Here is a 13,029-nt window from a genome sequence, read left to right as displayed (position 1 = left end):
GCGGCACCGTGTCGCGCCGACCTTCGCCGGGTGATCAGCGTGCTGTCCTCGGCGGTGTGAGGACGCGACCGGCACCAGGATGTGAAAAGCGGCAGATCGACCGGAAGGCACTCCTCGTGCCCGCTCCGCGGTGCCGAACCTGAGCCCGAGAACGCACGTCCGACCGTGCCGACGAGTCGCATGGTCCCCTGACCGGCTCGGCCGCGAAGCGCTCCGCCACGCGGCCCGGCACGGGGCTGACCGCCCAGAGCGTGTCATCGTGGTGCGCCCCGACGCCGCGATCCGGCAGCACCTGGTCACCGGCGCACCGGCCGGCGGGTGCGGCCGACACCCGCGGCCGGACCGCCGATCTGCCGCCGACGAGCCGGGTACTCAGCTCGCATCAGCGGCGCTCCCGGTCAGCCGCTCGTACAGCGGCAGCAGCTCCGCCACGAGCGCCTCGGGCTCGCCGTCCGTCTCGTGCAGCGCCCACACCGGCGGCCCCACCGGTTCGGGCGGGGGAGGGAGCGGCACCGGGGCCCAGAAGTCCGCGGCGGACGGCTCGGGCGGCTCCGGGCAGGCCGGCGGCGCGGCATCGCCGGAGCCGTCGGCGGAATCCGCCCGGTCATCTTGCCGCGCGCCCGCGTGCCGGAGCAGTTCGGCGAGGAAGGCGCCCTTCTCCCGGCCGCGCCAGGTCAGCAGCAGGAACGGGTCGCCGCCCAGCGCGTCCGCCAGGGCGTACAGGGTGGCCGCGACGTGCTCGCACGGCTGCCGCCAGTCCGGGCAGGAGCAGCCGGCCACCACGTCGGCCGCGCCGCGCGGCAGCAGCGGCAGGCCGAGCCGGTCGAACACCAGCTCCACCTCCGGTGGCAGTTCACCGGCGAGCAACCGCGCCCGGAACAGCGGCTGACTCGCCAGCGCTGCGGCCGCCGTCGACCACTGGGCCGCGTCCAGCTCCACCACGATGAGGCTCACCCGGTAACGGCGGCCCGCCGGGCCGCGGACCTGCGCCGTGACCTCCCCCGGCCGGACCCGCAGGCCGGTGACCGCTCCGGCGCGATCGTGGCCGCGCCCGCGCGCGAGCCGCCCGTGCTCCGCGCCGGCCTCCAGCACCGCCACGAACCGGCGCGCCCAAGCGGGGCCGCTTCCGCTCATCCGGCCACCGCCTCGGGGGCCAGCCGCAGCACCTCGCGCAGGTCGGCGGTGGACAGCTCGGTCAGCCACTCCTCGCCGGTGCCCACCACGCTGCCCGCCAGCGCCCGCTTGCGTTCGATCATCTCGTCCACCCGCTCCTCCAGCGTTCCCACGCAGATGAGCTTGCGCACCTGGACGTCGCGCCGCTGCCCGATTCGGAACGCCCGGTCGGTGGCCTGGTCCTCCACGGCCGGGTTCCACCACCGGTCGATGTGCACCACGTGGTTCGCGGCGGTGAGGTTGAGCCCGGTCCCGGCCGCCTTCAGCGACAGCAGGAACACCATGGGCTCGTCCGCCTCCTGGAACCGGCGCATCATCTCCTCGCGCCGGGGCCGCGGGGTGCCGCCGTGCAGCCACAGCACCTCGCGGCCGAGCCGCGCCGCCAGGTACGGCGCCAGCCGGTCCCCGAACGCCGTGTACTGGGTGAAGCACAGCGCCCGGTCGCCCTGCGCCAGCGCCTCGGCCAGCAGCCCCTCCAGCCGGTCCAGCTTGCCGGACCGCCCGGCCAGCGCCGAACCGTCCCCCAGGAACTGCGCCGGATGGTTGCAGATCTGCTTCAGCCGCGCCATGGTGGCCAGCACCAGCCCCTTGCGCCGCATGCCCTCCGCGTCGCCGAGCCGCTCGGTCATGTCGTCCACCGTCGCCTTGTACAGCTGGGCCTGTTCCGGGGTGAGCGTGCACCAGGTCCGCATCTCCTGCTTCTCGGGCAGGTCGGAGATGATCGACCGGTCGGTCTTGACCCGGCGCAGGATGAACGGGCCGGTCAGCCGGCGCAGCAGCGCCGCCCCGGCCCGGCCGTCCGGGCTGTCGGCGTCGCGCTCCACCCGGTCGGCGATGCCGCGCCGGAACGCCGCGGCCGGACCCAGCAGGCCGGGGTTGGCGAACTCCATGATCGACCACAGCTCGTCCAGGTCGTTCTCCACCGGCGTGCCGGTCAGCGCGATCCGCGCCTCGGCCGGCAGCGCGCGCACGGCCCGCGTCTGCCGCGCGTCGCTGTTCTTGACGGCCTGCGCCTCGTCGCAGACGACACGGTGCCACGGCATCGCCGCCAGCTCGCCGGCGTCGCGGAGCACCACGCCGTAGGTGGTGACGACGAGGTCGGTCTCGCCCAGCAGCCGGGCCAGCGCGTTGCCGTGCGGCCGGTCCGGTCCGTGGTGGACGTGCACCCGCAGCTTCGGCGTGAACTTCGCGGCCTCCCGCTGCCAGTTGCCCACCAGCGACACCGGGCAGACGAGCAGGGTGGGGCCGGGCGTGCGCTCCGCGCGCTCGTCGGCCAGCACCGCCAGCAGTTGCACGGTCTTGCCGAGCCCCATGTCATCGGCCAGGATCGCGCCCAGCCCCAGGCCGCCGAGGAACCGCAGCCACGCGGCGCCGCGTTCCTGGTAGGGGCGCAGGGTGCCATCGAAGCCGTCGGGGGTCCGCATGGGGGCGAGGCGGCGCTCCGCCGCGCCGCTGAGCAGGGCCCCCAGCTCACCGTCGGCGTCCACCTCCGCCACCGGCAGCCCGGGGGCGGCCTCCGCGGCGACCGCCATCCGCACCGCCTCCTCGCGGCGCGCCCGCCCCCGCCCCCGGCGGCGCAGGAAGTCCAGTGCGGCGCGCAGGTGGGCCGGGTCGGCCCGCACCCACCGGCCGCGCAGCCGCGCCAGCGGCTGTTTGAGCCGGGCGAGTTCCGCCAGCTCCGTCACGTCCAGCACGGTGTCGCCCAGCACCGCCTCGAAGGAGAAATCCACCAGCTCCTCGGCACCGATCCCGGAGCCGCCGCCCGCCGCCGGGCGCTCCCGCACGGTGAGCTTCAGGCCGAGCGCGGAGCCACCGGCCGCCCAGTGCGGCAGCACCACGTCGAACCCGGCGGAGGCCAGCCGAGGCGCGACGTCGCGGACGAACGCGTACGCGCCACCGGTCCCCATGCCGATCCCGTCGGGGGCGAGATCGCGCAGCGCGCCGCGCACCGCCGGGTAGTGCCGGGCGGCGCGGTGCAGCTCGCGCAGCACCGTCTCCTCCACGTCATCGGGCAGCCACGCCGCGCCCGAGCCCAGCCACAGCTCGCGCAGCGGGAGCTGCAGGCTGGGGTCGTCGCCGGAGCGCACCCAGAATTCCACCCGCCACGCCTCGGCCGCACCGGGCTCATCGGCCGGCTCGGGCTCGCGGAGCCGCACCACCAGGCGGGCGCGCTCGCGCGGCCGGTGCGCCTGGCGGTACCAGTCCCGCAGGCGGCGGCCCCGCCCCGAATCCCGGTCCGCGGCCGGCACCGCGCGATCCAGCCGCCCGGCGAGCGGCCCCAGCCGGGCGCGCACGTCGGCGTCCAGCAGCGCGCCCAGCGCCTCGAACACCAGCCGCCCCGCCCGGCCGTCCGCATCGGCCGCCACGTGTGCGCGGCCCACCGCCCGCAGGGCGGCGACCAGCCCGGCGGCGTGGCGGGCGTCCACGCCGGTCAGCACCGGGCGCCACCGCGGCGGGCCGCCGTCCACCGGGACGGGCAGCAGCCGCCCCGCCGAGGCCAGCCGCCCGGCGAAGCGCCGCACCGCGGCGAGATGGCGCAGGCCCGGGCCGGGCACCGGGCCCGCCGCGACCGCTCCGTCCAGCGCCGCCAGCAGCCGCACGGCGTCCGGCGCCCTGACCACCAGGGCCGGGGCCCGCCACTCGCGCAGTTCGGCGCTGCCCTCCGCCGGCCCGCCGCCCAGCTCGGGTGACGGGAGCGGACGGCCCGCGGTGGCGGGCAGCCGGAGCCGCAGCCAGCGCTCGGCCGCCGCTGCGGCCCCCGGAGCGTCCACCGCAGCGGCGGCCGCGCGCAGCGCGGCGGCGGTCACGGCGAACGGGTGCGCCGACGGGTCCGGACCGGGTCCGCCCGGCACCGCGCCGGAGTCCTCCGCCCACAGCGCCACCCCGTCCCCGGCCCACACGCCGTGCAGTACCAGCACCCCGGCTCCCTCGTCCCCGCAGCTCCGCCGAACGCGCTCCAGTATCGCGGGCTCCGCCGACATGTCCGGCCGCCCGGCGGCGAACCGGCGGCGCCCCGCCGCCGGACGGGAGGAAACGGCGCTCCGCGGAGGCGGCCCGCAACGGAAGCGGCCCGCCCCGCGCGTCGCGCGGAGCGGGCCTCGACGGCGCCTCCCGGGGCGTCCGTGCCTGACAGCGTGTGACCGTCCCCCCACACGAGCGAGGTCACGGACCGCCCGCCGGGGCTACCACCACTCGGACGTGTTCCGAACGTCGCTGGGCAGGTTCTTGAAGGCCGCCCCACCGAACTCCGGGTGGTGGGCGGCCAGCTCGGGATGCTCGGTCTGGAGCTGGGCCAGCTCCGACTCGATGGCGGCGCCGGCGCTCCCGGCGCCGCCGATCACCGCCGCGGCGGCCACGAGCCCCACGACCACAACGTTGCGCACGCGCATGAAAACCCCCTGACGTGAAAACGCCCGCCGCACGGTGCGGCGGGCACCCCCGCCCAACTTCCCGCGGGCCCGCACCCCAACCTGCGGGTTTCGTCAAGACTTCGCCGACCCGCCCGGCCCCGGCCGCCGCGGAAGCGTGTCGGCCGGGGCCGCGCCGTGCGGGACGGGGACCCCGTGGCGGACGGGGCGGCGCCCGTTCACCCGGACGCCGCCCCGAGCCGCCTACCGGTCGATCCCGTGCAGTACCGCGAACAACGTGACCCAGTGGTCGGGATGCACGTGAGCGACCACCACGTCCTTCGGCAGTCCGGCGGCCCGGAACGCCGCCGCGAGCGTGCCGGCGGGGTGCTCCCGGCGCAGCGACGCGAACAGCGAACCGCCCACCCCGGTGAAGCCGAGGTCCACCAGCCGCCGGTACGCCCGCATCGACGCCGCCGGGAGCAGCGGCTCGGCACGCCGCCGCAACCGCAGGATCCCCGAGTCGGTGCGCGGGATCGGGTGGAACCGGTCACGCGGCACCCGGCCGGCCATCGACCAGGCGAACGCCGGCCAGGTGCGCACCGTCAGCCGGCTCCACCGGCCGAACCCGCCGGCACGCTTGCGCGCGTACTCCAGCTGGGTGAGCAGCGTCGCCGAGGTGAGCCCCGGCGCGTCCAGGCACCAGTCGACGATGCGCGACGTGATGGCGTACGGGATGTTGCTGACCACGGCGAACGGCCCGCGGGGCGGCGCCGCGGCGAGGAAGTCCCCGTGCACGATCCGCACGTCGGCGCGGTCGCGGAAGCGCGCGGCCAGCCGGGCGGCGAGCCTCGGGTCGAGCTCGTAGCCGACGAGCCGCCCGCACGTCGCGGCGAGCGGCCGGGTCAGCATGCCCTCCCCGGCCCCCACCTCCAGGACGTGGTCGCCGGGGCCGACACCGGAGACGCGCACCACGCGGCGGGCCACGACGGGGTCGGTGAGGAAGTTCTGCGAGAGACGCATGCGGGCGCGGGCGCGCCCGTTTCGGCGATGGTGAGCCACAGCGATGTCCGATTCCTGCCGCCCGGAGCGGGCGGCGGACGGCGGGCGGACAGCGCGGAGCACCGCGCGGCGGCACGTCGGAGACACCGCGGCGCGGTGCCGAGAAGAAGGAGTGCGCGGTCCGCCCGAATGGTCGAAGGACGCTTCTGGACCCGGATCGCTGGGACGGCGGACCGACCGCGGTCAGCCCCGCACGCGCCCCGTCAGCGCCGGGCGCCTCGGGCGGAGGCGCGGCCGGCGCAGGTGGCAGGCGCCCCGCCGGGTCATGGACCCGAAGCCGGGGATCGCGCACATCGCCGCTGTCGCGGCAGAACAAGCACTCATCGCACCGGGAACTGTAGCCACCAGGCGGAAACACCGGCAACGGATTTTCGCGCCCGCCGGAACCGGGCGCGGCGGCACCGCATCGAATCAGCGGTCCGCGTCCGTGATCACCGCTGGAGAGAGCTCCTCCCGTGTTCGGAATCCTCCGTCCCTGCCGGCACACCCTGCCGGGGGACCTCGCCGCCGCCTGGATGTCCCACCTGTGCGGCATGTGCCTGGCGCTGCGCGACGACCACGGCCAGCTGGCCCGCCTCGCCACGAACTACGACGGTCTCGTGGTCTCCGCCCTCGTCACCGCGCAGGGCGCCCCCGGGGCCGGGACACGGACCGCGGGCCCGTGCGCGCTGCGCGGCCTGCGGCGCGCCGAGGTCGCGCAGGGGGACGGCGCGCGCCTGGCGGCCACGGTGTCGCTGGCCCTCGCCTCGGCCAAGGTCGCGGACCACATCGCCGACGGCGACGGCGGGTACGCTTCCCCGCCCCTGCGCGGGGCGGCGCGCCGCGTGGCCGGGCGGTGGGCGCGCCGGGCGGGCCGTACCGGCGCCGACCTCGGGTTCGACGGGGGAGCGCTGCTCACGGTGCCCGAGCGCCAGCGCGAGGTCGAGGCGGCCAGCGTGCCCGGCGGCGACATCCTCGCCGTCACCGAGCCGACCGAGCTGGCCACCGCGCAGGCGTTCGGGCATACCGCGGTCCTCGCCGCCCGGCCCGGCAACGAGGCGCCGCTGCGCGAGGCGGGGCGGCTCTTCGGCCGGATCGCCCACCTGCTGGACGCCGTGGAGGACCAGCGAGCCGACGCCGCGAGCGGCGCGTGGAACCCGATCACCGCGACCGGGACCTCCGCCGAGCGGGTGCGCCGGCTCTGCGACGACGCGGTGCACGGCATCCGGCTCGCGCTCGCCGACGTCGAGTTCACCGACGGCCGGCTCGTGCACGCGCTGCTCGCCCACGAACTGCCGCGTTCGGTGCGGCACACCTTCGCCGCGGCCGGGCACCCGGCCGGTGGCCCACCGCCGCACCCGCCCGGCAGCGGGGGAGCCGGCCGCCGGCGCCGCCGGTGGGCGGACCGTGAGCAGGGCGGCTGCTGCTGTACCTGCAACTGTGAGACGCCGAAGATCCATAATCCGCCCAAACGGCGCGGCCCGATCGCCGGCTGCGGCGTCGCGCTGTTCATGTGCTGCACCTGCCAGTTCTGCTGCCGCGACCCGCACCCGGGGCCGTGGTCGGGTGAGCGCAACGACGCGTGGGTCGACTGGTGCCAGGACGCCTGCGACGCGTGCGGTCAGACGTGCGAGGGCTGCGGCAACTGCGGCCGGTGCTGCCGCGGGTGTGACGACTGCGACTGCGGGTGCGACTGCGGAGGGTAGCCGTCCCGCTCTGCGGGACGTGCCGGTCCGGACGGCTCCCGGGCCGGTGTGGAGCATGACGACACACCGAGGAGGTCGGTCCTGATGATCGGGTCACTGTTCAAGGGCTTGGGGAAGAACGCGGCTCGCGGCATCGCCGGCGAAGCCGGAGACGAGTTCTTCGGAACCTTCGTCGACGGTCCGCTCAACACGGTCGCGGATGGCCTCGGGGCGGTCCCGGGGGTCGGGGAATGGGCGGAGGGCGGGTTCCGCGTCCTCGCGGAGGTGCCCGACGGCGAGACCGTCCACGACATGGGATGGTTCGGCGTCGGCACGACGAGGCGGCTCGACACGTCGCAACTCGACGGCCGATTCGGCATGGACGAACGGCCGGACCGTGCGAACGAGTCGGGGGAGGAGGCCGGCGCCACGGACACCCACGGCCGGATCGACGGCGTCCTGGAGCGGCTCGACCGGCTCCCCGGCCTGGAGGGCGTGAACGGCCTCGCCGGGCAGCTGGCCCCGGTCCTGGACGGCGCGGTCTCGCTGCTCTCCGCCCTGGGCGCCGACAGCCGGGCGGAGTCGAGCTGGCCGGGACCGGACACCGCACAGCACGCCCTGGACGTGACTCGGGCCGCCTGAGCCCCGGGCGCTCGGGGGGCGGGCTCCCAGCACACCTCGTTTTCACGAAAATCTACGATATAAAGACGGTGTTGTGTTCCACCGAACTCCCTGAAACGACCTGAACAACCGATTCGAGCGGCTACGCCGCCCGCCTTCCCCAGGGCGCGGCCACTGCGGGAACGAACGAGGGGCGCCCGGCCGGGCGGGCTCGCCGGGTTTCCTCGCGCGGCTGTCGCCCCGCCCCCGGCGGTTCAGCGCACTTCGACGGTTACGGTCTCGCGGCGCCCGGGCCCGGTCTCTCCCCGCCCACGGCGGACGCCGTCCGCTACCGCACGGCGGGGATCCGCCTGGACGAGCCCACGGATTGCCGGTTCGGGCCCCACACTGGCCGGCCGGCGGCCATCAGGGCCGCGAGGCGGCGACACGGGCCTTGCCACTCGTCACCGGGGTGGTGCGCCGGCTGGGCTGGAGCAGGACCGTCCTGTGGGGCGGCGTGCCGGCCGGCAACACCCTGGCCATCGCCTGCTACCAGAAGAACGGCTTCCGGTGGGTTGGGGACTTCACGGCGCCGCTGACCGGCCGGACCGCGCACCGGGCTCGGGTGCGTCCGCGCTCGCCCTTCCGGGCGGGCCCGCGGACCCACCTCGCCGCCGTAACGTCCCGGCCGGGACGCCGCCGCGCACCCGAGCATGAGAATCCGTCCGCAGGAGCGGGTTGGTCGCGCGGGCATGATCCGGATACCGTTCCGCCATGGCGAGCGACGGTCTGACGGACCTTGAACAGGAAGCTTGGCGCGGATTCCTTCTGACTCACGACCGGATCTGGCGCGCGCTGGCGGCCGGGCTCGCCCCGCTGGACGTGAGCATGGCGGAGTACAGCGTGCTGAGCCTGCTTCACGAGGCGGGGCCGGACGGTATGCGCATGTCCGTCCTGGCCCAGCGCCACCTCATGTCCAGCGGCGGGTTCACTCGTCTCGCCGACCGCCTGGAGGGCCGTGGGCTGGTCGAGCGGCGGAGGTCGGCCGTTGACGGCCGCGGCTTCGTCGTGACCCTGACGGATCGGGGGCAGGCCCTGATACGCCGGGCGCGGCGCCAGCATCACAGCGACCTGCGCCGGTTCTTCTTCAGCCGACTCGATGACGACCACCTCCGCGGCCTCGCCGAGGTCTGGGCCCGCCTCGACCTCGACACGGCGGACGAATCCGGGACGGAACCCCTCCGTAGCGGTTCGGTGTGACCGGCGAGCGGGCCGGTTGGTCTGCTCGGTCCGCTCGCCGGTCCGGATCACGCGCCGTTGACCGGAGCCCGGTCCAGTACGCGCACGCCGACGGCCTCGAGACGGTCGAGATGCTCGAAATCTTCCCGCGTCTCGGCCTCACCGACTCCCAGGAAGTAGCTCTGGGCGGCAGCGGGGTTCCACAGGAGGGAGACGTCTCCGGCGCCGTCGATGCTCTGGAAGGTGTGCGGCACGTTGCGCGGCCCGTAGACGACGCCTCCCGGCCCGACGTCGTACGTGGTCGCGGTCGCCAGGGACTCACCTCCGATCCAGAAGCGGAATCTTCCGCTGTTGACGATCCAGATCTCGTCTTCGCGGGTGTGCAGGTGGAAGGGCGGTGCGTCCTCGGCCCGCATCCTCCGCTGGCGGATCATGAAGTACTGGCCGCCGGTCAGCTCTGACCTGAGGAACACTTCGAATTCGGTGTTGTAGTAGCCGTAGCGCTCCACCTTGTCGGGCAGTGATACGACGGGCCCTCCGAACGGGCGCTGGCCGCCGTCCTTGACGTCCATAGGGCTGCACTCCTCGACTGTTAGTCGATAGTTGCCTGCACAAACAGAATTTGCCTGCGCAGGCAAATAATATTCGGGAATTCCGGAGCGCACAAGGCCACGTCCTGCTGGTCGTCCTGCGGCGGCTGCGCTACTACGGCATGGAGGAGCGGTACCCGACTTCACGGTCGCGGCTCCGATTTCGGTCCACCGCGGCGACGAGCGGGGTACGGCGCCGGAGAAGCACGTCACCGGTGGACGTCCGCCGGTGCGCGGCCGGCCTCGGTCTCAGAGCGGCAAGGTGAACCGGCGGCAGACGTGCACGCGGGCGAACTCGCCCCGGAGGCGTTCCTCGTCCCGCAGGTTCGCATGCAGGAACGCCGCGATGGGACGCAACCCGTGCCGCGCCGGCACCGCCGCGCGGACGGACGCCTCGCCGTCGTGGTGGCTGTCGGCGTAGACGTGCAGGTAGTGATCGCTCTCGGCGAAGCCCATCGCGCGGTACCAGGAGAGTGTGGCGGCGTCGTCGCGGGTCCACGCGTCCAGCAGGCGCGCCCCACGCTGGCGGGCCGCGGCACGGGTGCGGTCGAGCAGCCGCCGTCCCAGACCGCGGCGCTGGTGGTCGGGGTGGACGGCGGCGGTGTCGATGGTCGCCAGGTCGCCGGTGATGGTGGTGTCCATGATGGCGACCACGGTGCCGGCGGCGTCGATCGCGACCAGTTCCAGCCGGGGAGAGGGGATCACGGGCTTGGCGCGCTTGACGTCATCGAAGTAGGCGGTGGACAGGAAGGACAGCACGCGGCAACGCAGCCATGAAGGCTCGTCGGCCGGCGCGTACTCGCGGACGGTGTACGGCACGGCTTGATCCTCCCACCAGTGCGGTCGACGGCCGCGCTGACGGTGCCGGGTCGGGGAGGTGGGCGAAGCACGTCCGTCGGCCGCACGTCATGCCGGTGACGTGGCCGTCTTCGCCGGGACCGTCGGCCGGGTGCGTGCCCATCGGGGGAGCGGGGCCGGCCGCGCTCGGCCGCCTCAGGCGTCGCTGCGCATGTGCGTCCGCGCCCATTCCTCGAAGGTGGTGAGCGGGATTCCGAGGTCCCTGGCGTAGTGCGGGCGGGCCGGCTGGCCGGCCGCGTTCAGCCACAGGTGCGAGCGGCCCATCGCCGGCATGCCGACGGCGACGGCCTGCTCCTCCGTCATGTCGGGGGCGGGCAGGTCCCTGCCCAGGGTGCGGGAGAGGATCTCCGCGATCTCGGTCATCGACAGGTAGTCGCTCGCCAATTCCAGCTCGACCCCGTCGAACCGCTCGGGCGCGGCGATGGCCGCGGCGGCGGCCGTGCCGATGTCGCTCACGGCGACCAGGGACAGCCGGGTCTCCGGCCGCAGCGGGGTCACCAGGCCGCCCTCGATGCCGCGCGGGAACAGGTACCTGAGGGACGGCAGGAAGTTGTCCATGAAGAAGCCCGGCTTCAGAAGCGTCCAGTGCGCAAAGCCGGCCTCGCGGACCCGGTCCTGGATCGCGGCCTTGGCGCTCATGGTCGGCCGCAGGAACTCCCAGCGGCCTTCCGCCCAGCCGGGCGTCCCGGTGTGCTGACCCGCCCCGGAGACGGAGGTGTGCACGAACTGCGGTACTCCGGCGGCCTTGGCGCCCTCGACGAGGTTGACGCCCTGGGCCACCTCGCCGTCGAAGTCGGGGCCGTCGGCGGTGAAGGCGGGCATCTGCACGGAGAAGACGGCGCGGACGCCGTCGGCGGCCCGGATCACGGACTCGCGGTCGTGCAGGTCGCCGGTGACGAGTTCGGCGCCGAGCGCCGCGACGGCTCTGGCCCGGTCGGTGGCGGGGTCGCGCACGAGGGCGCGGACGGGCACGCCCGCCGCGAGCAGGGCACGGGCGGTCGCCCCGCCCTGCCGGCCGGTGGCGCCGGTGACCAGGACGGGCGCGGGGACGTCGGACATGGTGCTCCTCGGGCGTTCCGGTAAAACGGCGGGGGCCACCGTTTCTGTACGGGTACGATATGGCGGGGCCCGCCGTTTAGCAAACCCGGAGGTGACGCCGTGCCCGAGATCCGTCGCGCGGACGCCAGGCGCAACTACGCGCGCATCCTCGCCGTGGCCGAGGAGGAGGTGGCCGCCCACGGCGCCGGCGCATCCCTGGAACAGATCGCCCGGACGGCGCAGGTCGGCTCGGCGACCGTGCGCCGGCACTTCCCCACCCGCCATGCCCTGCTGGAGGCGGTCTCCCGGAAGCGGATCGACGCGCTGCACGCCCGCGCGCGCGAGCTGGCCGGCACGGACGACAGCCGAGCCGCACTCCTGGAATGGCTGGGCGACCTCGTCGCCTACTGCGTCACCGCCCGCGGGCTGGCGGCCGCGCTCGCCTACGACGGCGCGGGCGCCGACCCGGTGCACGGGAACTCCTGCGCGGCAGCGCTGGAAGTAGCGGCGGGCCCGCTGCTCCACCGCGCCGTCCGGGACGGCGCCGTGGCCGCGGAGGTCACCGTCGCCGACCTGATCACGCTGGCCGTCGGTCTGGCCCTGGCCACGGAGCACCACCCCGACCCTGCTGCCGCGTCGGAGCGCCTGTTGCGGCTCACGGTCGCGGGACTGAGCCCGCAGGGCTGAACCAGGGGCCGTGGGCGGGGGCCGGGGAGGAGTGCAGCGCCGCTTCGATCGTCGGCACGGGGCGTCCCGTTCCACCATGTAGGAGTGCCCGCCGGCTGTGCGGCGGGCAGTCGCATCAGGAGCTGGGGGAGGGGCATGAAGCCGACACCGGTCCGGGCCGACCGGGGCCACGCCGCGGCCATCGCCGACCTGCGCGATGCCTGTGCGGTATGGCAGCAGCGCAACGGGATCGTTCAGTGGGAGCCGGGAGAGGTCCCTCCGGAGCGCATCCGGGAACAGATCGACCAGGGGCAGTGGTGGGTGGTGCAGGACGTCGGCCTGGTGGCCGCCGTCCGGCTGCTGTCCCAGGACCCCCTCATCTGGCCCGACCCGGGACCGGTGCGGGCGCGGTACGTGCACGGGCTCATGGCCGCCCGCAACGCCGTCGGTCAGGGCTGGGGGAGTCGCCTGCTGGCATGGGCGGAGGACACCGCGGCGCTGACGGGACATCAAGCGGTGCGCCTGGACTGCGTGGCCACGAACCTCAGGCTGCGGGGCTACTACGAGCGATATGGATATCGGCGGCGCGGCCGGGTCGCCTTCGGCCCCGGAGCGGCCTGGCATCCGGTCATGCGCTACGAGAAGCCGCTGGGGTGAAGTGGCTTGTTCCTCGGCCGCCACTCGTGGAAGAGACGGCGTAGTGAGGCCATCGCACAGCATGCCGGATCGGGCGCCGGCGCCCCTGGGGTCCGGGCGCGGAGTTTCTTCCGGTGGTGTGCGCGTCGGAACCGC

At 75.0% G+C, this 13,029-nt stretch carries 12 protein-coding genes; 5 read left to right on the top strand and 7 right to left on the bottom strand.

The features are described 5' to 3' along the window. Positions 1-372: 372 nt before the first annotated feature. From ACFQRF_RS25090 to erm, 4 genes are all read right to left on the bottom strand, one after another. The gene (locus tag ACFQRF_RS25090) at positions 373-1,134 is read right to left on the bottom strand and encodes an SWIM zinc finger family protein (protein ID WP_379873659.1); all 762 of its coding nucleotides are present in this window, start codon (positions 1,132-1,134) and stop codon (positions 373-375) included. Then, a complete protein-coding gene (locus ACFQRF_RS25085) occupies positions 1,131-4,091 on the bottom strand; it encodes an SNF2-related protein (RefSeq protein ID WP_379873658.1) in 2,961 nt (986 codons plus the stop codon). The genes ACFQRF_RS25090 and ACFQRF_RS25085 overlap by 4 nt, the downstream gene beginning before the upstream one ends. A 264-nt stretch (positions 4,092-4,355) precedes the next feature. Next, the gene (locus tag ACFQRF_RS25080) at positions 4,356-4,562 is read right to left on the bottom strand and encodes a hypothetical protein (protein ID WP_379873657.1); all 207 of its coding nucleotides are present in this window, start codon (positions 4,560-4,562) and stop codon (positions 4,356-4,358) included. A 222-nt stretch (positions 4,563-4,784) separates the two neighbouring features. Beyond that, on the bottom strand, positions 4,785-5,543 hold the full coding sequence (erm, locus tag ACFQRF_RS25075) for an ErmE/ErmH/ErmO/ErmR family 23S rRNA (adenine(2058)-N(6))-methyltransferase (protein ID WP_379873656.1): 759 nt from the start codon (positions 5,541-5,543) through the stop codon (positions 4,785-4,787). Between the two features lie 494 nt (positions 5,544-6,037). Here erm and ACFQRF_RS25070 point away from each other — a divergent pair, with 494 nt between their 5' ends. The 3 genes from ACFQRF_RS25070 to ACFQRF_RS25060 all read left to right on the top strand — a co-directional run bounded on the left by ACFQRF_RS25070 (position 6,038) and on the right by ACFQRF_RS25060 (position 9,106). Continuing rightward, on the top strand, positions 6,038-7,267 hold the full coding sequence (locus ACFQRF_RS25070; protein WP_379873655.1) for a DUF5685 family protein: 1,230 nt from the start codon (positions 6,038-6,040) through the stop codon (positions 7,265-7,267). Positions 7,268-7,351: 84 nt separating this feature from the next. After that, entirely contained in the window at positions 7,352-7,888 is a 537-nt protein-coding gene (locus tag ACFQRF_RS25065; protein WP_379873654.1) for a hypothetical protein, read from the top strand. A 732-nt stretch (positions 7,889-8,620) separates the two neighbouring features. Next, on the top strand, positions 8,621-9,106 hold the full coding sequence (locus ACFQRF_RS25060) for a MarR family winged helix-turn-helix transcriptional regulator (RefSeq protein WP_379873653.1): 486 nt from the start codon (positions 8,621-8,623) through the stop codon (positions 9,104-9,106). Between the two features lie 47 nt (positions 9,107-9,153). On the opposite strand, the gene ACFQRF_RS25055 is transcribed toward ACFQRF_RS25060, so the two are convergent. From ACFQRF_RS25055 to ACFQRF_RS25045, 3 genes are all read right to left on the bottom strand, one after another. After that, on the bottom strand, positions 9,154-9,657 hold the full coding sequence (locus ACFQRF_RS25055; RefSeq protein ID WP_379873652.1) for a cupin domain-containing protein: 504 nt from the start codon (positions 9,655-9,657) through the stop codon (positions 9,154-9,156). Between the two features lie 267 nt (positions 9,658-9,924). Then, positions 9,925-10,494: a GNAT family N-acetyltransferase gene (locus ACFQRF_RS25050; protein WP_379873651.1), complete on the bottom strand. Its 570-nt coding sequence runs from the start codon at positions 10,492-10,494 to the stop codon at positions 9,925-9,927. A gap of 174 nt (positions 10,495-10,668) precedes the next feature. Beyond that, positions 10,669-11,592 carry an NmrA/HSCARG family protein gene (locus ACFQRF_RS25045; protein ID WP_379873650.1) on the bottom strand — a complete coding sequence of 308 codons (924 nt, stop codon included), beginning with the start codon at positions 11,590-11,592 and terminating at the stop codon, positions 10,669-10,671. Positions 11,593-11,691: 99 nt separating this feature from the next. Between ACFQRF_RS25045 and ACFQRF_RS25040 the strand changes: the two genes are divergently transcribed. Both ACFQRF_RS25040 and ACFQRF_RS25035 read left to right on the top strand, forming a co-directional pair. After that, on the top strand, positions 11,692-12,258 hold the full coding sequence (locus ACFQRF_RS25040) for a TetR/AcrR family transcriptional regulator (protein ID WP_379873649.1): 567 nt from the start codon (positions 11,692-11,694) through the stop codon (positions 12,256-12,258). 135 nt (positions 12,259-12,393) lie between these two features. Next, positions 12,394-12,894 carry a GNAT family N-acetyltransferase gene (locus ACFQRF_RS25035; protein ID WP_379873648.1) on the top strand — a complete coding sequence of 167 codons (501 nt, stop codon included), beginning with the start codon at positions 12,394-12,396 and terminating at the stop codon, positions 12,892-12,894. Positions 12,895-13,029: the final 135 nt, after the last annotated feature.

The sequence above is a fragment of the Marinactinospora rubrisoli genome (assembly GCF_042664915.1).
GTDB classification, from domain to species: domain Bacteria; phylum Actinomycetota; class Actinomycetes; order Streptosporangiales; family Streptosporangiaceae; genus Marinitenerispora; species Marinitenerispora rubrisoli.
The sequence above is the reverse complement of the archived record's forward strand: the minus strand, read 5'-3'. Positions and strand labels throughout refer to the sequence as shown.